Source organism: Streptomyces sp. NPDC006235 (assembly GCF_040613735.1).
GTDB lineage: Bacteria > Actinomycetota > Actinomycetes > Streptomycetales > Streptomycetaceae > Streptomyces.
On the sequence record NZ_JBEXSR010000051.1, the window covers coordinates 1 to 19,310 of the forward strand.

A 19,310-nucleotide genomic window follows, 5' to 3' on the forward strand; every position below is an offset into this window, starting at 1 on the left:
ACCAGCACGGTCATACCCGCGGCGGGCCCGGACACCTGGAGGCTGCTGCCGGGCAGCAACCCGGTGACGAGACCGCCCACGATGCCGGTGATCAGGCCGAGTTCGGCCGGGACGCCGGAGGCGACGGCCACGCCGATGCAGAGCGGCACGGCGACGAGGAAGACGACGATGGACGCGAGGAAGTCCTGTCGCAGGTAAGGGAACTTGGACAGCATGGTCAACAACTCCCTTACAGGGTCTCGGAGGAGCTGGGCTCCATGCGGTGCTCCCGCACGTTTCCGGTGGAGACCTCGGGGCGCCAGCCGTGCAGCTGGAGTCGCCCCGCCTCCAGGCTCTGCTCGTGGCACGGGTAGGCGCACAGCCGCTCCAGCCGCGTCAGCACGTGGTTCCTCTGCACGGCCTCGACGTCCACCGGGTTGCCGCCGGCGGGGATCGCGCAGGCGCAGGTGATGCGCAGGACCCGGAGGGACTGACCCTCGGCGAGGCGAGCGGACTCCTCAGGGCGGGGTCCGAATAAGCAGGCGTTGTCGTTGACGGGTTGCATGGTGTGGGGACCTCCTGGCGCGCCGTGGGGTGCGCGTCGGACTTACCGGGCACGGGGTGGTGTGGGTGCTCTTCGGCTCAGCAGCGGAAGACCTGCAGAGCGGCCGACGAGTGGGCTGCCGTCCATCTGGATCTACCGTGGTCCGCGAGGCGGGGCGTGGTCGGCTTGGACGCGGTCGACACGCACGCCTCCATCAGCGGGTGGTCCGGCGCTTCACATACGCAGCCGACGGCGCGGTGCCGGTCGCCGGTGCGATACGAAAGGCGGGGTTGATTCGAAGCACTGGAGAGCGACCAGAACGGCAATGAGAAACCGCGGTCCGTCCGGAACCTCGCACCTCGGAACATGAACCCCCTCAAAGCAGCCCGCAACCTCTTGTGTACACCAATGATCGGTCAAAGGTCGGTCAAGAACACGTTAGCTTGGCAAAGTTGTTTGCGGGGGTAACTGAGCGTTTACACGTCAAGAGAGCCTGAAAACAGAAGTGGAATTGGCGCGAAGCTGTCACTGCCCCAAAGTAGGGGCACGCGGGTTTCGCATCACCGCGCCGCCGGTTTCGTTACCGGGTCGCAGAGTGCTTTCGACTGGGGTCCAACCGGTAGTCGGGGCATTCGCGGTTTTGACAGGGGCCCGGACCCCACACGGGAACGAACACGCCGAGGGTCTTGTGGCGGTGGACTGCGGCCGGCACGGACTTCTTGCACGTCGGACAGGCGTACGCTTCGGGTTTGCGCTTCATTTTGACCATTTTTTTACGATATGCCCGCCCTGACGCTTCGGGAAGTGCCCTGCTTCGTCGCCGACCCGAGCGCGAGCTGGCTCCACCCTCCCCGCCCGATGCGCCGGCTGGAGGCTCAGGGGCATCCGTCACGGGCAGTGCGCTGGGCGTCTCGGGCCGCTCGGTGGCCGCGGAGGCGTCCTGTTCGCCGGTGTGTTCCAGAGCGCCTATCGGGGCGGGCCTTTTCAGGCTGAGCACCACGGAACCTGTCAGGACGACGACGATGACCGCGAGGCTGATCGGTGAGGGGATCTCCGGGATGCCGGGGCTGATCAGCTTGTGGGACGCCTGGAGGATGAGCTTGACCCCGATGAAGGCGAGGATGATCGCCAGGCCCTTGTTCAGGTAGTGGAAGCGGTCCAGCAGGCCGGCGAGCATGAAGTAGAGGGCCCGCAGGCCGAGGATGGCGAAGGCGTTGCTGGTGTAGACGATGAAGGCGTCGTCGCTGACCGCGAGGACGGCGGGCACACTGTCGACGGCGAAGATCAGGTCGGCGGCCTCGATCGCGGCGACCACCGCGAGCAGCGGGGTCGCCATCCGTGTGCCGGCTTCCTTGACGAAGAACTTCGCCCCGGCGTAATCGTCGCGCACCGGGATGATCTTGCGGAGCATCCGCACGGCGAAGCTCTTGCCCGGGTCGAAGCTCTCCTCTTCGTCCTTGAGGAGCTTGTAGGTGCTGTAGAAGAGGACCGCGGCGAAAGCGAACAGCACGGCGGTGAACCGGCTGACCACGGCCACGCCGAGGGAGAGGAAGATCCCGCGGAAGACGAGCGCGCCGATGACGCCGAAGAACAGCACGCGGTGCTGGTAGGCGCGGGGCACCTTGAAGTACGCGAAGATCACGGCGAAGACGAACAGGTTGTCGACCGACAGGCTCTTCTCCAGCAGCCACGCCGTCGTGTACTCGGTGCCCGCCGTCGTGCCGAGGACGAGGAAGACGACCGCGCCGAAGATCAGGGCGAGGCTCACCCACAGGCCGCTCCATGCGGCGGCCTCCTTGAAGCCGATGACGTGCGCGGTGCGGTGGGACAGCAGGTCCACCGCCAACGACACGACCACCGTCGCGGCGAACGCCCCCCACAGCCAGAGCGGGACCTCAAGCACGCCGAACACCCTCACTATGGCCCGCGCGAAATACGCCGGCCCTATACAGGAGTGTCCGGCATTGCGCCCTCCGAGGCATGCGGAGCGGGTGAGGCCGGCCGGAGGCCATGTGATCCGGACGGCGTCACCAGGACGCGTTCCGGCCGTAGCGCACGCGCGCCATCACACCGCAGCTTGGAGCCCTCCGCCGGATCAGCCCCACCCCGAGATCGCAGGCAGTACCCGACGCCCCTGTGGCTGCAGGAGACGTCGATCGCGGCGGTCACCGTGGCAGTCCTCGGTCAACTCGGGTATCGGGCGTGCCGGGGCACGAGCGGTGGTCGTCCGCCCCGGGCACGGGCCACCACGGCATCAAGGGCATGCACCGAACCGAGGACGGCGTCCCGCTCGCGGATCGGGAGCCGAATACGGTCGCGGTCCGCGGCCAAGCTGCTGATCGCGTCGAGCAGCCGGATCAACGGCCGTACGGCCTTCACCATGGCCCGGAAGGGCGGTGAGAGCAGCGTCGCGGAACGCTCGGGGAGCCGGTGCGACAGCTGGCCGATCGCGAAGACGTAGACCAGGTCGAAGAACAGCTCCAGCGGTGTGACCTCCCGGCGCGCGGGATCGCTAGTACCTTCGGCGCCCTGGCCACCGTGGTCGCCACCTACGGCGCCGAGAGCCTCAAACAGCTCGGCTACCTCATCATCCTGTTCACCGCGACCTGCATCGTCTACGTCCTGGTCGTCCTCGGCGCCATCATGCGGGCCTGCCGCCTGAGCCTGTTCGGCCTCATCCGCTCCCTCAAGGCCGAACTGCTCGTCGCCCTCAGCACCTGTTCCAGCGAGGCCGTCCTGCCCCAGCTGGTACGCAAACTGGAGATCCTCGGCATCGGCCGGCCCGTTGTCGGCATCGTCATCCCCTCCGGGTTCTCCTTCAACCTGGACGGCTCCGCGGTCTACCTCACGATGGCCTCCCTCTTCCTGGCCCAGGCCATGGGCATCGACCTGTCCTGGCAGCAGCAGCAGCAGCAGCTGATCATGGTCGGCGTCATGATGCTCACCAGCAAGGGCACCGCCGGGGGTCGGACCGCCGGTTTGACCGGATGCTGCCTCCGTTTTACTCTCGACTACGTACGGAGGCAGCATCCGTTTTGATGCGGCCGCGGTATCACGGCAGGCAGGAGGGCGCATGAGCGCCGGTGAACAGCGGGGACGCAAGCCCCGCGCGGACGTCCAGCGCAACCGCGCTGCCCTCCTGGAGACCGCGCAGCGTCACTTCCTGCAGCACGGGGTCGGTACCTCCCTCGAGGCGGTGGCCAAGGAGGCGGGCGTTGGGCCCGGCACCCTGTACCGGCACTTCCCCACCCGGGAGGCGCTGCTGGCGGCCGTACTGCAGACCCGCTCCGAGGAGCTGGTGGCCCGCCAGGCAGACATCGATCAGCTCGGCGACCCGGCCGAGGCGCTGGAGCAGTGGCTGCGGGCGATGGAGGAGTACTTCAGCGCCTTCAGCGGGCTGCCGGACCCGCTCATGGCCGCGGCCCGGGCGCAGGAGCCGGAGAACCCGCTCACGATTCCCTGCGACATCCTCATCTCCGCCACCGATCAGTACGTGCGAGCCGCGCAGCTCGCGGGGCGCGTGCGCGCGTCGGTGCGCGGGCACGACCTGTTCCTCGCGGCCTGTTCCCTTGCCTGGATCAAGGGCACCGGCACCGAGGAGGAGTCGCTCGACCGGCTCCGCATGCTCATCGCGAGCGGCTACCGCCGGCAGGACACCCAGGCGTAAAACGTCAGGCACCCCGCCCCGACCCCCGCAACGCCAGGTGGGACCACCACGCGGCCATCACATCGGGCTGCCCTCAGGAGGAGATCGACACCCACACCGTCGAACTCCTGAGCCGGGCACAGAGCGAGGGGCTCCTCGCCGCGGACGCGGACCTGGAGTGGACGCGGCAGGTCTACCACGCGCTCCTCAGCGAAGCCCTCGACAGGCCCGGTGCGGACCAGGACCCTGCCAAGCAGGACCCGGACGCGCTTGCCACGCTCGTCATCGACACACTTCTGCCCGGGGCGGGACCCCGCGGCTGAGCCGGTTCACCCGCGTTCGCCTCGGGGACTGGTCAAGCTCAACCGGCAGCGCGCCACCAGAAGTGTGTGGATCCACAAGACGGCAGCGTGAGCGACGCCGCCCTCCCGTAACGCCCGACTCGGCCATCAGCCACTTCGGCAGTGGTCCGGACACCGCCGAACCTCTGACAGGCAGGCGGAAGGCAGTGGGAATTACCCGATCACCTTCTCAACGGCCCCGGCGGCAGCTCCAGTGCGGCAGCGGACCCGTCGTACCCCTTCACTTCCCCGAACCGCGACCCTTCCATCCGCTCCCGACGCGCCTGCTCGATCTCCTCCTGGGACCATCCGATCCAGTGCATTCGGCGGTATTGAGTGCGGCCGTCAACCCCCGTGCGATTCCGGTGACTTCGGCGTACGAGGCGGCCGTACACGAGCCCCGCTGCGGCCACCGCGGCGAGCCCACTCAGCACGTCCGGCCGCACCAGCCGGCGAGGATCAGTTTCGCCCTGCACCTGGTGGTCAGGTCGGTCCAGCCCACGACGTCGGCCACCAGGTCGCTGTCCTGGGCCAACGCCAGGAACTCGGGCGTTTCCTCCGGCACGTCGATCGTCTGCACCAGGACCGTCGCGGTGACACCGGCGGCTTGGGCCTCGGACTCCAGGTCGGCGAGCAGGAAGTCGCGGCGCAGCGGGGCGAGTTCCGGAGAGGTCCCCCACGTGGTGGTGCGCGTCGATGACGCCCTCAGCGGTGTTCCCCTCCATCGCGGTCTCCCCCACGACTCGTCGACTCCTTCTGCCGCCGATTGGCTTCGTCGACCGGCATCGCAGCAGGGACGGGGACGTGCGGGGGCAGCAGCCCCTCGGCGCGCAGTCCGTCCCAGACCGCGGCCGGTACCGTTCGCCCCAGCTGGTCCACCGTGTCGCGGACCTCCTCGGCGGAACGCGCACCGGACAGGACGCTCGCTACCGCCGGATGTCCGAACGGGAGGCGCAGAGCGGCTGCGCGCAGCGGCACGCCATGGCGTTCGGTAACCGCCTTCATGTGCAGCGCCCGGTCAAGCACATGGGGTGGGGTGGGCGCGTAGTCGAACGTGGACCCGCATTTCGGGTCGGTGAGCAGACCTGAGTTGAACACCCCGCCGACGATGACACTCCTGCCACGGGCGGCGGCCTCCGGCAGTACCTCGGCAAGCCCCTCCTGCTCCAGCAGGGTGTAGCGGCCGGCGAGCAGCACCACGTCGATGTCGGTCTCGCGCAGAAAGCGGGCCGGGAGCGCGCACTGGTTCACCCCGATGCCGATCGCTTTGACGACGCCTTCACCGCGCAGCCGTTCCAGCGCCGGGTACGCCTCGGTGAGAGCCTGCTCGGCGTGGTGGTCCGGGTCGTGCAGCAAGGCGATGTCCACACGATCCATGCCGAGGCGGTCCAGGCTCTCTTCCAGAGAGCGCAGGACTCCGTCGGAGCTGAAGTCCCAGACGCGGCGGTGGGTGTCGGGCACGGCGAAGCCGTGGTCGAGATCGTCGCCGCGGCCACCCTCCGGGGCGGGTTCGAGCAGCCGCCCGACCTTGGTGGAGACGGTGTACGTGTCGCGGTCGCGGCCGCGCAGCGCGGCGCCCAAGCGTCGCTCGGACAACCCGAGTCCGTAGTGCGGGGCAGTGTCGAAGGTGCGTACGCCCGCGTCCCAGGCGGCCTCCACCGCGGCGGACGCGGCCTCGTCGGAGACCGGGCGGAAGAGGTTGCCGATGCCGGCGGCCCCGAACGACAGCTCAGTGACCCTGACACCGGTGCCGCCCAGCGTCGTCGCTCTCATGAGCCGACCGCCGGGCGCGGCCGGAGCCCCTGCATGCCACCGTCGACGGCCAGGGCGATGCCGGTGACGGACGCCGCGGCGGGGCTCGCCAGGTAGACCACGGACGCCGCGGCGGGGCTCGCCAGGTAGACCACGGCCGCCGCCACCTCGTCAGCGGTCACCAGGCGGCCCAGGGGCTGGCGTGCGTCGAGGGCGGCGCGTTCCGCCTTCGAGTCGTCTGCGACGTCCAGGAGTCGGGTCACCGAGGGGGTGTCGGCGGTGCCGGGGTTGACGCAGTTGACGCGGATGCCCTCACGGACGTGGTCCGCGGCCATCGCCAGGGGCAGCGACAGCACCGCACCCTTGCTCGCGAAGTACAGGGCGCGCTGGGGGAGGCCCGCAGTGGCCGCGATGGAGCATGTGATGACGACCGCTGCGTGCGACGAGCGCCGCAGATACGGCAGGGCGGCGCGGGTGGTGCGCACCGTTCCGAGGACGTTGACGTCGAGGACGCGGTGCCACTCGTCGTCGGGGTTGTCCTCGACGGTACCGACGGCGCCGATGCCCGCGTTGTTGACCAGGATGTCCAGGCCACCGAGCTGCTCGGCGGCGCCGTCCACGGCGACACGTACCGAGGCGTCGTCGGCGGGATCGGCCTGGAGGGCGATCCGCGGCTCCGGGGCACCGGAGGGGTCGAGGTCGATGACGGCCACCGTGGCGCCGTGGTCGGCCGGCATCCGGGACGTGGCCAGCCCGATCCCGGACGCGCCGCCGGTGACGACGGCCTGGAGTCCTGACAGGCCGTTCATGCTGCTCAAAGGGGTGCCTTTCACGCTTGGGCGAAGGTCTGGCGCTGGGGCGCCGAGGCCGTCGATGGCGAGCTCGCCGGTGTCGCCGTGGTACTCGAAGGAGCCGAACAGCGTGTCCTCGCGCAGAAAGATGCTGCAGTTGCGGATGTCCGCAGCCCCCCTCACTCCTTCGTCGCGCCGGCGAGCATGCCGGAGACGAGGGCGCGTTGGGAGAAGAGGAACACGATCAGCACGGGGACGATGGTCACCAGGGTGGCCAGGGCCAGTTCGGGCCGCAAGATCTGGTTGCCCACGCCGCTGGAGGTGTTGAACAGCGGCGATGCGGCGAGCAGGTTGTTCAGCCCCACCTGCGCCGGATACTGGGAGCTGTCGGGCAGCATCACGAACGGCAGGAAGAAGTTGTTCCAGTTGCCGACGAAGTTGAAGAAGCCGACCAGTGCGATCACGGGCTTGGCCAGCGGCATCGCGATGAGACGGAAGACCTGCCACTCCGAGCAGCCGTCGATGCGCGCTGCGGACAGCAGGTCGGAGGGGACGTTGGAGGAGAAGTAGATGTAGGTGAGGTAGACCCCGAACGGGAAGAAGGAGAAGGGCAGGATCACCGACCAGATCGTGCCGTCCAGGTGCACGGCGTTCATCCCCAGGTACAGGGGCAGCACCATCGCTGCTGTCGGCATGAGCATCACGAGCATGGTGATGGTCAGCAGCAGCCGTCGCCCGATGAACTGGGTGAGGGCCAGGGCGTACCCGGCGGGGATCGACGTCACCAGGGTCACGGCCAGCGCGCCGAATGTGTACAGCGCCGAGTTCAGCAGCCAGGTGAGGATGGCGCCGTCCTGGAACGCGTAGAGGTGCTGCCAGGTGTCAGCGACCGCGCCGAGAGAGCCGAAGGAGAACGGGTTGTCCCGCACGATCTGACTGTCGGTCTTGGCCGGGGCCAGCAGGAGCCACACCACCGGCACACAGAAGAACAGCGCGGACAGGCCCATGACGACGATCCAGGCCAGCCGGGCGGCCAGTGAGCTTGGGCGGCGCTTCCGGCGCATGGGCTTCCTCGGGCTGGTGCGGGCGCCGGCGGTACGAGGCGGCGGGGTTCGGCGGGCTGTTGTCGTGGGAGCTGTGGTCATCCTTCGTCCCTGTCGAACAGGCCGGTACGGAAGACGACGAGCGCCGCGCAGGCGAGGCCCAGGATGAGGAGGTCGACGGAGAGCGCCGCCGCGCCGTTGAAGTCGCCTGCCTGGAAGGCGTACTGGTAGGAGAGCTGGTTCGGTGACCAGCTGTCGGGGATCATGCCCCAGCTGGCGAGGGAGACCAGTTGCGGCTCGACGAAGAGCTGGGTGCCGGCCGCGAAGGCCAGGATCAGCATGTACGCGATCCACTTGGTGATCATCGGGATCTGGATGCGCAGGGCGATCTGGAGCGTGCTGGCGCCGTCGATGCGGGCGGCCTCCAGGATTTCGTCGGGGATGCTGTTGAGCGCGCCGTACATGACCACGATCCAGCCGCCGGCCCCGGTCCAGAAGGCGATGACGGTGAAGAGCACCGGCAGGTGACCGGGGGCGTTGACCTCGGCGAGGGTGTTCCAGCCGAAGCCCTTCAGCAGCCAGCCGACGGGGCTGGCAGCCGGGTCGAGGAGGATCAGGAAGAGAAGCACGCTCGCCACCCCGGCGAGGGCTCCCGGCAGGTAGAACAGGAACCGCAAGGTGGTGGAGGCCCTGCGCATGCGGCCGTGCAGCATCAGGGAGAGCAGCACCACCAGGATCATCAGGCTGGCCAGCCACACCACCAGGTACAGGCCGATGTGGAGGAAGGCCGGTCCGAAGCGGTAGTCGGTGAACGTCCGGGTGAAGTTGCCGAGTCCGACGAGCTGGTTGCGGGAGTTGGACAGCGCCAGCCACACCGCGTAACCGGTGGGCAGGACGCCGAAGGCGAGCAGGAGGAGGACGTAGCCCGAGACGAAGACGTAGCCGGCTCGTCCGGCGGGGTTGCGGGCGGAGCGGCCGCGTCGGCGGCCGCTGCGCTCCGTCGCCAGGTGGGTGGTCATGGGTCCGCTTCGCTAGTTGACGGTGTAGCCGAGGGACTTGGCCTTGTTGGTGATGGCCGTCTGCCACGTGTCCAGGGTGTCGGTGAGGGTCTTGCCGGAGTTCAGGGCGGGGACCACCGTGGAGGAGTAGATGGCTTCCTGGCTGTACTGGGTGGCGGACCAGCCGGGCCAGATCAGTTCCGCGGATTCCGTGAAGACGGGACCGACGTCCTCGGCGAAGTAACCGGTCTTCTTCTGGTTGGCGAGCCAGGTGACCGCGGCCTTCTTGTACGCGGGGTAGGTGCCGGCGGTGCCCTGGTAGGCGTCGGAGGTCGTCATCCAGGTGACCAGGTCTGCGGACGCCTTGAGGTTCTTGCTGTGGGAGGAGACGAACCACAGTCCGCCGCCGACGTTGCCGGTGTAGTTCTTGGCGTCGCCCTCGAACTTCAGCGGGGATGCGGCGGCGATCTGTCCCTTGGGGGTCTTGAAGGTGGAGTTGAAGAGCACCTGGCCGAACCAGGAGGGGCCGGGGAGCATCAGGACCTTGCTCGCCTGGTTCTTGATGAAGCCGGCGCTGAAGACGGTGTCCTTGGAGACCGAGCCCTTGGCGATCAGGGTGTCGAGCAGCTTGGCCATCCGGATGCACTTGGCGTCCTGCAGGTCCACCTTCACCTTCTTGGCACCGGTCGCCGTGCTGGCAGGGCACTGGCTCGCCCAGAAGTACACCTCAGGGCTCCAGGCGTCCCCGGCGGTGCCGACCAGGTAGCCGGGGTGCTCCTCGGCGACCTTCTCGCCGAGTGCCTGGTACTCCTCCCAGGTGGTCGGGACGGAGTACCCGAACTTCCCCATGAGGGACTTGTTGTACCAGAGCACGTTCTGGGCCAGGTCGTTCCGGAGGCAGTAGGTGTTGCCGTTGAAGGTGCAGGGATTCAGCGCACCGTCCGCGAAGCCCTTCAACGTGGACTGCGAGACCACGCCCTGGTTGACGGGCGCGGCATACGGGCTCTTGCCCTGAGATGCCCAGCTGCCGTCGTTGACATTGGCGCTGAACGCGACGTCGGGCCACCCGCTGCCGGCCCGGTCGAACAGCTGGACCTTGGTCTGCAGGTCGTTGGCGCCGTTGGCGTCCCCGCTGTACGTGACGATCTTGATCTTCACGTTCGGGTGCGCCTTCTGGTACGCCTGCACGCCAGGCACGCGGGTGGCGTCCGCCCAGACCGTGATCTCGCTGCCTTCCTTCTGAGCGACAGGTTTGAAGACGGCCGGGGAGGAAGCCGTCGTCGGCGTGGGGTCCGCGCTGCCACAGGCAGCGAGCACGAGCAGGGAGACGGCGCCCAGGACAGCGACGGCCGTGCGCCTGAGCCGGCGGCGGGAGGAAACCGGAACGTCGTCGTTCATGACTGACCTCAGATCTTGGGAAATGACGCACAGCGGGGAGAGGCGCCGCGCTCGGGGTGTTCGAGACAGGCCGTCGGGCGGCCTGGGGCTCCCGTCATCAGGCCCGAGGCGGGGTGACGGTCTCCTTGTCGACAAATGCCTGAAGCGCAGGAGGGTAGTCCAGGCCCGCCGGAAGGGCGACGCCCGGACCGGTGGGGGCACGAACGAGGCCGCGAGAGTCGATGCCGCTCTCACGGCTGATGGGATTGCCCATGACCAGCGACTCGTAGTAGGTGGTGTTCGAGATGGCCATGCACAGGTGCCGGTTGGGGATCTCCGGCCCGTGCACCTCGGCGCGCAGCCGGTAGGCGTCGGCGAGGTGGGCGGTGCGCATCGCGCCGGTGAAGCCGCCGCGCAGTTGGGTGGAGGCGCGGACTCCGAAGGTGGCGGCGCCGGCCTGGATGAAATCGGCCGAGTTCATGTGCGCCCCGTCGGAGGTCTCGGCCACGAGGAGGGGAACGGCCACCGCGTCGGCGAGGCGCTTGTACGCGGTGACACTGAACTCCCTCATCGGCTCCTCGTACCAGAGGTAGCCGGCGTCCGAGAGAGCGTGCCCGAGATGGATCGCGTCGGGGAGGTCGAAGCCCGCCGACCCGTCGAACATCAGTGGGACGTCGTCCCCCACGTGCTCGCGCAACGCCACCGACAGGCGGGCGTCGCGGCGGGCGTCACCCCAGGCGTGGAGCTTGATGGCCGGGTAGCCGAGCTCCAAGGCCTGGTCGGCGATGTCCAGGTACTCCTCGACCGAGGAGTAGGTGACAGTGGAGGCGTAGGCGGGTATCGAGGTGCGGTAACCACCGAGCACCTGCCAGGTGGGCCGGTCGGCGAGTCGTCCGGCCAGGTCCCACAGCGCGGTGTCGACCAGACCCAGCAGGTAGAGCGGTAGCTCCTCCGTGCGGTCCAGCTCCCACATGCGGTGCCAGAGCCATTCCCGCTGCAGGGGATCCTGTCCCACCAGCTCCTTGCGCAGTACGCGGTCCAGCAGGTCCGCCAGGATGACACCACTGCCCCGCCGAGGGGACAGCGCCACCCCCTCGGCCCCTTCGTCCGTGCGGATGCGCAGCACCGCGGCCTCACCCTCGGACGGGCTGCCCAGGAGTCCGTCCCGCCAGACGAAGGGCGGACTGGCTCCCGGCACCCGGACCGGATGGCACTCGACCTCGGCAATGCGCACGGCTTGCACCCCTTGCACGGGAAAGTACTGCGGCGAAATTTTCGTGTAACGTAAGTCGTCATACGAATGCTGTCAAGAAGTCCCGCGCAGTAGACTCGCCGCCATCCGCATCAGCAAAGGGGACCCGCATGGCCAAGGACAGCACCGGCAGGACAGGAGAGCCTCCCGTTCTCAAGCCCTGGCCCAAGCGTCCGGCCCGACTGGCGCAAGCCGTCACGGAGAGCCTCACCGACTCGATCGTGTCGGGTGCCATTCCTCCAGGATCGACCCTGCCGGTCGAACCCGAGCTCTGCGAGACGTTCGGCGTCAGCCGCATCACCGTCCGCGAGGCGGTCAAGTCCCTGGAGGCCAAGGGGCTGGTCCTCGCCCGGCAGGGCTACGGCACCACCGTCACCCCGCCCGAGGAATGGAACCTCCTCGACCCCGTCGTGCTCGCCGCCACCGTCCAGCACGACGACGAGCTCGTCGTCCTCGACCAGTTGGTCGACATCCGCTCGACGCTGGAAGCCCAGATGACAGCCCAGGCCGCGGAGCTGGCAACGGACGACGACCTGAGAGACGTCGAGCGGCTGCTCGTCCGGCTCGACGAGGAGACCGCCGTCCCGGCACGCTTCATCGAGACCGACGTGGCCTTCCACGACCGGATCATGCAGGCATCCCACAACAGGCTCGGGCGTTCCATCATCCGGATCCTCCACGCCCAGGCACGCACGACGTACCTGTACAACGGCACTCCGGACGCGACCGCGTGCGAGCGGGCCAACGCGGAGCACCGCGCAGTCGCCGAGCGGCTGCTGGCCCGGGACTCCGAGGGGGCCGCGCAAGCCATGGCGGCACACATCACGACCGCTTGGAGCCGCCGCCGCGTGCCGAACGTCGGCTCGCCCGCCTCCTGAGAGCACTCCCACCGACTCGCCCCCGAGCCAAACAGGCCCGGGGGCGTTCGCATGTCCAGGTCCCGCCGAGCCGCAGCGCGCGACCTATTGACGAAATTCATATGACGTCTAATGTTACATCGCTCTTACCCCTTCCCCCTCTTGCCGCTGGGCTGTCCCCTGCCCGCCCACGCACACCACGGGCCCCCTGAACCTCCCGGAAGGTGTCACATGCGAACAACCCGCATACGTCCCACGGTTCCTGGCCGTCTCAGGTCATGGCTGGCCACGGCCGCCGTCCTCACTGCCTCCACCGCGGCAGCCCTCACCCAGGCCGACCCCGCCTTCGCGGCCGGCACGACGCTCTACGCCGCACCCGACGGCTCCGGCACCGCCTGCTCGTTGGGCCGCCCGTGCTCCGTCACCCAGGCCAAGACCAAGGTGCGGGCGATCAACAACTCCATGACACGCGACATCACCGTCGAGCTCGCCGACGGCACCTACCGGCTCTCCGCGCCGCTCGCCTTCACCTCGGCGGACTCCGGCACAGGCGGCCACACGGTGAACTGGAAGGCCGCGCTGGGCGCCCACCCCGTCATCACCGGAGCGCGGAAGGCCACCGACTGGACCGTGCAGGACTCGGCCAAGAACATCTGGAAGAGCAACGTCGGCACCGGCTTCGACACGCGCCATCTGTCCGTCGACGGCGTCATGGCCACCAGGGCCCGTACCGAGATTCGCCGCTCGGACCTGACCGCGACCACCAGCGGCTACACGTTCACCAACAGTTCACTGAGCTACCTCAACAGCCTCGCGCAGCCCGGCCGGACCGAGATCCACGGCATCGGATCCTTCACCGACCGCTACGCCCCGGTGACCGGCATCAGCAACGGCACCATCACCATGGCTCAGCCTTCGTGGAACAACAACACGTTCGGCTACGACACCCTGACGAGCCCCTTCCGGGCCGGCCCCCTCTACATCGAGAACGCCTACGAGTTCCTCGACACGGCCGGCGAGTGGTACCTCGACACCGCTGCCGGCACCCTGTACTACAAGCCGCTCACCGGGCAGGACATGAGTGAGGCCGACGTCGAGGTGCCGAGGCTGGAGTCGCTCATCAGCGTCGGAGGGACGTACTCCTCCCCCGCCACCCACATCTCCTTCTCAGGGCTGCAGTTCTCGGGCACCAGTTGGCTGGACCCCACCGCCCACGGCTACGCCAGCCAGCAGACCGGCGCATACCTCTCCGGTACCTGGGATCGCCCGTCGGACGCCCTGACCTCGTGTCAGAGCGGCTGCCGGCTCTTCGAGGCGGCACGCCCTCACTGGAAGCAGATGCCCTCCGCCGTCCAGGTCTCGGCCGCCGACCACATCACGTTCACCGGCAACCGGTTCACCCAACTCGGACAGAACGGCCTCGGCATCGGCAACGACGCCAACGCCCACACCACCGGCGTCGGACTCGGCGCCCGCAATATCACAGCGACCGGCAACGTCTTCACCCAGAACGCGGGCGGGGGCATCGCCGTCGGCGGCGTTCGGGCGGACGCGCACCACCCCAGTGACAGGCGGATGACCAACCGGGACATCACGCTGAGCAACAACCTCATCCACGACGTGGCGCTGGAATACCGAGACATGTCGGCCATCCTCGTCACCTACGTGAACGGCGCGACCATCTCGCACAACGAGGTGTACAACCTCCCCTACTCCGGCCTCACCATCGGCTACGGCTGGGGCGCCAACGACATCGGCGGCAGCCAGGACTACACCAACCGGGGCCTGTACAACTACCAGCCCGTCTACACGACCGCGACCACCGCCGCGAACAACCACGTCACCGACAACTACATCCACGACCTCATGCAGCAGATGACCGACGGCGGCTGCCTGTACACCCTGTCGGCGTCACCGGGCAGCACCTTCGAACGCAACTACTGCCACAGCAACAATGGTTGGTTCGGCTTCTACCACGACGAGGGCTCCCGCGACTTCACGGACACCAACAACGTCTTCCGGAACACTGGCGAATGGGGCCACGAAAACAGTAGTGCGACCAACAACACCGGTGCCCTGACCCTGATCGACAACTGGACGAACAACAGTCACGCGAACATCACCAACACCAACGGCCGCGGTGACGTGGTCAGCGGCACCGTCGTCGTCAGCGACGGCAACTGGCCGTCAGCAGCCAAGACGGTCATGAACAACGCCGGTATCCAGCCCCGGTACCGCCCGCTGACCACCGACCCCGTCAGCTCCCCCTACAGCGCCCACTCATCCATCCCCGCCAACACCGGCCAGAGCGGCGGCCACTTCACGATCACTGACGCGGGCAAGGACATCTGGGGTGCCGGCGGACAGCACGACGACGAGTACGGCACCGTCTTCCGAAACGGGGCGGCTGTCGACGGCACGTCGGTGACCGCCCGGGTCGACAGCCTGGACAAGACCAACAGCTGGGCCAAGGCCGGCGTCGTCCTGCGCAACGACCTCACGGACGACGGCTCCTCCGCCGGATACGCGGCTGTGGTGGTGACCCCGAACAACGGCGTCAGCTTCCAGCGGGACTCCGACGCCGACGGCCACCTCGACAAGCTCACGTCCACCGCTGCCACCGTCAAGGCGCCGGTCTGGTTGCGGCTCACCCGCACTGCCACCCAGGTGTCCGCCTCCTACTCCACCGACGGATCCACCTTCACCCAGGTCGGCTCGACGGTGACCCTGCCGTCCATGGCGACCACCCAGGATGCCGGTGTCATCCACACAGCCCACAGCACCACCGCCGGCAGCGCCACCTTCAGCAACCTGCGCATCGTCACCTCCCCCTACGAGGCACACAGTTCGATTCCGGCCGCCGTCAGCCAGAGCGGCGGAGTGACCTCCCTGACCGGCGCGGGCATCGACGTATGGCGCTCCGGCACGGCATACGACGACGAGTATTCCGCCGCCTACCGGACGGGGGCCGCCGGCACGTCCACGACGGTCACCGTCCGCGTCGCCAGTCAGGACAAGACCAACAGCTGGGCCAAAGCCGGCCTGATGCTGCGAAACGACATCGCCTCCGCCGGCTCGTCCACCGGGTACCTCGTCCTCGCCACCACCCCCGGCAACGGAATCGCCCTGTCGTCGGACTCCAACGGTGACGGCTACCTCGACAGCAACACCCTCAAGACCGGAAGCGCCACCGTCGCCCCGGTCTGGCTCCGCCTGGTCAGGAGCGGCGCGTCGGTCACCGGCTCCTACTCCGCCGACGGCACCACCTGGACCACTGTCGGCGCTGCGACACTGACCGGGGCGGGCGGCACCCTGGACGCGGGCATGTTCTCCACGGCCCACGCCGGAAGTATCGGCACCGCGACCTTCAGCCAGTTCTCCGTCAGTTGACGCAGCGGGTTCGGGTCACGATCTGCGCCGTCATGTCCGGGCCGACCTGCGTGCGGCATGGCACCGCGCGAGCCACGCCGCGCCCCCGCTCGTCGCCTGGAATGTCCTGGCCCTGCTCTGCTCATTCACCGCTCAGTGCGGAGCCGATTGCGCCTCCCACGACAGCCCGGCCACCAACCTCGGGCGGTCATCTTCCGTTTGGCGCCCGCTCGGCCGGCAGGTTCCGGTGGAGCACCGTTTCGCAATCAACGCCATCAATCCACAGGAGTGAGTCATGTCCTCATCAGGAACGTCTCGCCGTACGTTTCTCGGCGCGGCGGGTGCGGTGACCGCCGCGACCGCCCTGCCGGTCGTCCCCGGCTTCTCCGGTCTTGTGTCGCAGGCGGCCGCCGCTGACACGCAGACCAATCTGAGCAAGATGGTCGACATGCGGTTCGGCATGTTCAACCACTTCAGCCTGGGCACGTTCACGAACCAGGAGTGGGCCGAACCCAACCAGAGCCCCACCCTCTTCGCTCCCCCGAGCGTCAACTGCGCACAGTGGGCCGAAGCGGCGGTCGCCGCGAAGATGAGTTACGGCATCCTGACCACCAAGCACCATGACGGCTTCGCCCTGTGGCCGAGCGCCTATGGCACTCAGAACGTCGCGAACAGCTCCTACAAGCAGGACGTGGTGCGGACGTACTGCGACGCGTTCCGGGCGAAGGGGCTCAAGGTCGGGTTCTACTACTCGATCTGGGACCGTACCTTCGGCGTCGAGGCATGGGAGAGCCGGCACAAGGTGAGCGGGCTGGAAATCACCGATGCCATCCAGCCCGGCGACATGACCTTCATCCTCGGTCAGATTCGCGAGCTGCTCACGAACTACGGCACTATCGACATGTTCATGACCGATGGTTACGCATGGCAGATGGGGCAGCAGGCCGTCTCCTACCAGCGGATCCGTTCACTGGTGAAGGAGCTGCAGCCGGACTGCGTCATGATCGACATCGGGGGGCTGGTGGAGCCCTTCCTCAGCGACGCGATCTTCTTCGAGGAGCCGCTGGGCATCACGGCGCCGGCGGGCAACACCTACGCCGGAATGCAGGGACAGACCATCAGCAACGGCTGGTTCTGGCACCCCTCCACCCCGACCGAGGGCCTCATGAGCAGGTCCGCGATCCTGTCGCACCTGGCCGACCTGGAGCCGAAGTACACCTCCTTCATCCTCAACTGCCCGCCCAACCGCAACGGCCTGCTCGACACCAACGTCGTCAGCCGGCTCGCCGAAGTGGGTGCCGCCTGGAGGCCGAACACCTCCCGGCCACCGCTGCCCACCCAGCCACTGCGCGCCGAGCACCCGGTCACCCCGGTCAACGCGTATGCCACCGCCTTCCACACCGGTGAGGGACCGCTCAACGCCATCGACGGACTCAGCGACGTCCGCTACGAAACCTGCTGGTCGACCTGGAGTCTGCCGCTGGCACAGTCGATCACCATCGACCTCGGCGGAGTATGGAGCAACGTCTCCACCCTGGAGTACCTGCCCAAGCAGTGGAACCGCACCGACTCCACCGACGGCGACATCACCTCGTACACCATCCTGACCAGCACCGACGGCGTCACCTTCACCCAGGTCGCCACCGGCACCTGGGCCGGCAACGGCAAGTACAAGCTGGTGGAGTGGCCCAACCGGAACGTGGGCTTCGTACGGATCCAGGTCAACGCGGCCACCGGCGACTACGCCAACATCAGCGGCCTCAGGATCGGCGGCCGCTCGGTCAAGCCCACGCTGCTGTCCACCACACTGCCCGGCGACGGCACCGTCTACCGACTGGTCGCCCGGCACAGCGGCAAGGTCGCCGACGTGGAGGGTGCGCGCACCGCCAACGGCACCAACGTCGATCAGTGGCCATGGCTCAACCGGGCGAACCAGAAGTGGACCTTCACCAGCACCGGTGACGGCTACTACAAGATCAAGGGTGTGGGCAGCGGCAAGCTTCTGGAGGTCGCTGGTCTCTCCCGCGCGGACGGCGGCAACGTAGGCATCTGGGCAGACGCCAACGCCCCCCAGCAGCACTGGGCCGTTACGCCCACCGGTGACGGGAACTACTTCCTCATCAACCGCTACAGCGGGCTTGCCCTCGGCGTCGACGAGGGCAGCACCGCCGACGGAGCCAACGTCGAGCAGCAGCCGTATGCGTCACAGACGCGGCAGCAATGGCAGATCATCCCCTCCTGACCTGCCGCTCCTCTGAGACCTGCTGTTGTGGAGCAGCGGCGACGGTCCCCCGCGGGCGCGAGGTGCCCGGGCACCTCGCGCCCCTCAGCGCACCCTTCCCCGCGGTTTCAACGACACCGGCGGCAGCTCCGGTGCGGGCAGCGGATCCCCGTCGTACCCCTTCACCTCGCTGAACCGCGACCCTTCCATCCAGTTCCGACGCGCCTGCTCGATCTCCTCCTGGGACCGTCCGATCCCAACCAGGCCAACGCCACCGTCCGACGCGCGGACGAGCCCGCAGGCACGCTCTTCTTCGGGCACCGCGCGAACGAATGCACCTGGATCGCCGAACCCGTCGGCACCCCGCCGGAGAACGGAACCGAACCCGCGCCGGAGCCAATCCGGATCACCGCACGCGAGGCCGGCATCCTCCAGACCTTCCCCGCCGACTACCCATGCCAGGGCAACAAAGGCCAGCAGTTCTCCCAGATCGGCAACGCCGTGCCCCCGCTCCTCGCCGGCCACCTCATCGCCCCGTACCTGCGCGTGCCCCTCAAACCCCGAGCGTCGTGATCTGCGCCCGCCCGAAAGAGCTCCAGGGCCGAGAAGGCCACCCGCCGTCGCGGGAGAGCACGGCCGAACACGAAGAGGACGCCTGGTCAGACCACCATGCCGGGCGTAAGGGCGCGAGGAGGTCTCCACGGACCCCGTCAGCAGAGTGAACCCGGCCGTGGCCACCAGCACACCGACCAGCAACGTCAACGTCCGCACGGACTGTCTGCGCAGCTGCCCGGTGATCATTGCCCACATGGCGCCTCCATCGGCGTCACGCTGGAGGGCGGCGCAGCGAGGGAGTGAGGACTCTCGCGGGTTCGACGACGTGGCCGGCCTGGCTCGGAGGCATAGCTCAACGAGCGGCACGCAGCCCGAGCCGCCGGGACACTGACACCGCCCGGCTGGTCCGGCGGCCCAGTGGAGGCCCCGGGCCGTGACCCGCGTGCGGACGCCACCGCATGCCGGTCGGGGCGGCTATGAACATGGTTGGTACAACAGCCGCTGGATAACGGTGAGTCGAGTGGTGAAGGCTGGGTGGGTGCCCCGAACCCTTACCCCCGTCGCCGACCGCGACTTCGTCCTGCT

Annotated in this window: 13 protein-coding genes and 7 pseudogenes; 6 read left to right on the forward strand and 14 right to left on the reverse strand. The window is 68.2% G+C overall.

Features of this window, described 5'->3' with window-relative positions; translation table 11 throughout:
• The 5 genes and pseudogenes from ABZ192_RS37740 to ABZ192_RS37760 all read right to left on the reverse strand — a co-directional run.
• On the reverse strand, positions 1-215 hold a 215-nt coding region (locus ABZ192_RS37740), incomplete at its 3' end, for a SulP family inorganic anion transporter (RefSeq protein ID WP_356928979.1).
• 14 nt (positions 216-229) lie between these two features.
• A complete protein-coding gene (locus ABZ192_RS37745) occupies positions 230-544 on the reverse strand; it encodes a hypothetical protein (RefSeq protein ID WP_356928980.1) in 315 nt (104 codons plus the stop codon).
• 952 nt (positions 545-1,496) lie between these two features.
• A pseudogene (locus tag ABZ192_RS37750) lies at positions 1,497-2,426 on the reverse strand (TerC family protein); the annotation flags it as partial.
• A gap of 282 nt (positions 2,427-2,708) precedes the next feature.
• Positions 2,709-2,947 (reverse strand): annotated as a pseudogene (locus tag ABZ192_RS37755) (hypothetical protein); the annotation flags it as partial.
• 27 nt (positions 2,948-2,974) lie between these two features.
• Positions 2,975-3,097: pseudogene (locus tag ABZ192_RS37760) on the reverse strand (hypothetical protein); the annotation flags it as partial.
• On the opposite strand from ABZ192_RS37760, the gene ABZ192_RS37765 reads away from it, so the two are divergent.
• Positions 3,062-3,562: a cation:dicarboxylase symporter family transporter gene (locus ABZ192_RS37765; RefSeq protein ID WP_356929024.1), complete on the forward strand. Its 501-nt coding sequence runs from the start codon at positions 3,062-3,064 to the stop codon at positions 3,560-3,562. The pseudogene ABZ192_RS37760 and the gene ABZ192_RS37765 overlap by 36 nt on opposite strands.
• A gap of 34 nt (positions 3,563-3,596) precedes the next feature.
• A complete protein-coding gene (locus ABZ192_RS37770; RefSeq protein WP_356928981.1) occupies positions 3,597-4,190 on the forward strand; it encodes a helix-turn-helix domain-containing protein in 594 nt (197 codons plus the stop codon).
• Positions 4,191-4,692: 502 nt separating this feature from the next.
• Here the strand turns inward: ABZ192_RS37770 and ABZ192_RS37775 are convergent.
• From ABZ192_RS37775 to ABZ192_RS37810, 8 genes and pseudogenes are all read right to left on the reverse strand, one after another.
• Positions 4,693-4,830: pseudogene (locus ABZ192_RS37775) on the reverse strand (pirin family protein); the annotation flags it as partial.
• Positions 4,831-4,887: 57 nt separating this feature from the next.
• Positions 4,888-5,219, reverse strand: a pseudogene (locus tag ABZ192_RS37780) (amidohydrolase); the annotation flags it as partial.
• Complete coding sequence (locus ABZ192_RS37785) at positions 5,216-6,283, reverse strand: aldo/keto reductase (protein ID WP_356928982.1); 1,068 nt, start codon at positions 6,281-6,283, stop codon at positions 5,216-5,218. The gene ABZ192_RS37785 and the pseudogene ABZ192_RS37780, both read right to left, overlap by 4 nt.
• Complete coding sequence (locus tag ABZ192_RS37790) at positions 6,280-7,071, reverse strand: SDR family oxidoreductase (protein WP_356929025.1); 792 nt, start codon at positions 7,069-7,071, stop codon at positions 6,280-6,282. The genes ABZ192_RS37785 and ABZ192_RS37790 overlap by 4 nt, the downstream gene beginning before the upstream one ends.
• Positions 7,072-7,232: 161 nt before the next feature.
• Complete coding sequence (locus ABZ192_RS37795; RefSeq protein WP_356928983.1) at positions 7,233-8,117, reverse strand: carbohydrate ABC transporter permease; 885 nt, start codon at positions 8,115-8,117, stop codon at positions 7,233-7,235.
• 77 nt (positions 8,118-8,194) lie between these two features.
• Entirely contained in the window at positions 8,195-9,115 is a 921-nt protein-coding gene (locus ABZ192_RS37800) for a sugar ABC transporter permease (protein ID WP_356928984.1), read from the reverse strand.
• Positions 9,116-9,127: 12 nt separating this feature from the next.
• Entirely contained in the window at positions 9,128-10,492 is a 1,365-nt protein-coding gene (locus ABZ192_RS37805; protein ID WP_356928985.1) for an ABC transporter substrate-binding protein, read from the reverse strand.
• A gap of 97 nt (positions 10,493-10,589) precedes the next feature.
• Positions 10,590-11,705: an enolase C-terminal domain-like protein gene (locus ABZ192_RS37810; RefSeq protein WP_356928986.1), complete on the reverse strand. Its 1,116-nt coding sequence runs from the start codon at positions 11,703-11,705 to the stop codon at positions 10,590-10,592.
• Between the two features lie 128 nt (positions 11,706-11,833).
• On the opposite strand from ABZ192_RS37810, the gene ABZ192_RS37815 reads away from it, so the two are divergent.
• From ABZ192_RS37815 to ABZ192_RS37825, 3 genes are all read left to right on the forward strand, one after another.
• Positions 11,834-12,601 (forward strand): FadR/GntR family transcriptional regulator, encoded by a 768-nt coding sequence (locus ABZ192_RS37815; RefSeq protein ID WP_356928987.1) that lies wholly within the window; start codon positions 11,834-11,836, stop codon positions 12,599-12,601.
• 210 nt (positions 12,602-12,811) lie between these two features.
• The gene (locus ABZ192_RS37820; RefSeq protein ID WP_356928988.1) at positions 12,812-15,970 is read left to right on the forward strand and encodes a DUF1349 domain-containing protein; all 3,159 of its coding nucleotides are present in this window, start codon (positions 12,812-12,814) and stop codon (positions 15,968-15,970) included.
• 274 nt (positions 15,971-16,244) lie between these two features.
• A complete protein-coding gene (locus ABZ192_RS37825) occupies positions 16,245-18,191 on the forward strand; it encodes an RICIN domain-containing protein (protein ID WP_356928989.1) in 1,947 nt (648 codons plus the stop codon).
• Positions 18,192-18,275: 84 nt separating this feature from the next.
• On the opposite strand, the pseudogene ABZ192_RS37830 reads toward ABZ192_RS37825, so the two are convergent.
• A pseudogene (locus ABZ192_RS37830) lies at positions 18,276-18,425 on the reverse strand (pirin family protein); the annotation flags it as partial.
• A 3-nt stretch (positions 18,426-18,428) separates the two neighbouring features.
• Between ABZ192_RS37830 and ABZ192_RS37835 the strand changes: the two are divergent.
• A pseudogene (locus tag ABZ192_RS37835) lies at positions 18,429-18,743 on the forward strand (DNA cytosine methyltransferase); the annotation flags it as partial.
• Between the last annotated feature and the right edge of the window lie 567 nt (positions 18,744-19,310).

Bases quoted from the DNA above. Each gene is read 5' to 3' on its own strand.
- ABZ192_RS37745 (WP_356928980.1), bottom strand. From the start codon at position 544: ATGCAACCCGTCAACGACAACGCCTGCTTATTCGGACCCCGCCCTGAG.
- ABZ192_RS37770 (WP_356928981.1), top strand. From the start codon at position 3,597: ATGAGCGCCGGTGAACAGCGGGGACGCAAGCCCCGCGCGGACGTCCAG.
- ABZ192_RS37785 (WP_356928982.1), bottom strand. From the start codon at position 6,283: ATGAGAGCGACGACGCTGGGCGGCACCGGTGTCAGGGTCACTGAGCTG.
- ABZ192_RS37790 (WP_356929025.1), bottom strand. From the start codon at position 7,071: ATGAACGGCCTGTCAGGACTCCAGGCCGTCGTCACCGGCGGCGCGTCC.
- ABZ192_RS37795 (WP_356928983.1), bottom strand. From the start codon at position 8,117: ATGCGCCGGAAGCGCCGCCCAAGCTCACTGGCCGCCCGGCTGGCCTGG.
- ABZ192_RS37800 (WP_356928984.1), bottom strand. From the start codon at position 9,115: ATGACCACCCACCTGGCGACGGAGCGCAGCGGCCGCCGACGCGGCCGC.
- ABZ192_RS37805 (WP_356928985.1), bottom strand. From the start codon at position 10,492: ATGAACGACGACGTTCCGGTTTCCTCCCGCCGCCGGCTCAGGCGCACG.
- ABZ192_RS37815 (WP_356928987.1), top strand. From the start codon at position 11,834: ATGGCCAAGGACAGCACCGGCAGGACAGGAGAGCCTCCCGTTCTCAAG.
- ABZ192_RS37820 (WP_356928988.1), top strand. From the start codon at position 12,812: ATGCGAACAACCCGCATACGTCCCACGGTTCCTGGCCGTCTCAGGTCA.
- ABZ192_RS37825 (WP_356928989.1), top strand. From the start codon at position 16,245: ATGTCCTCATCAGGAACGTCTCGCCGTACGTTTCTCGGCGCGGCGGGT.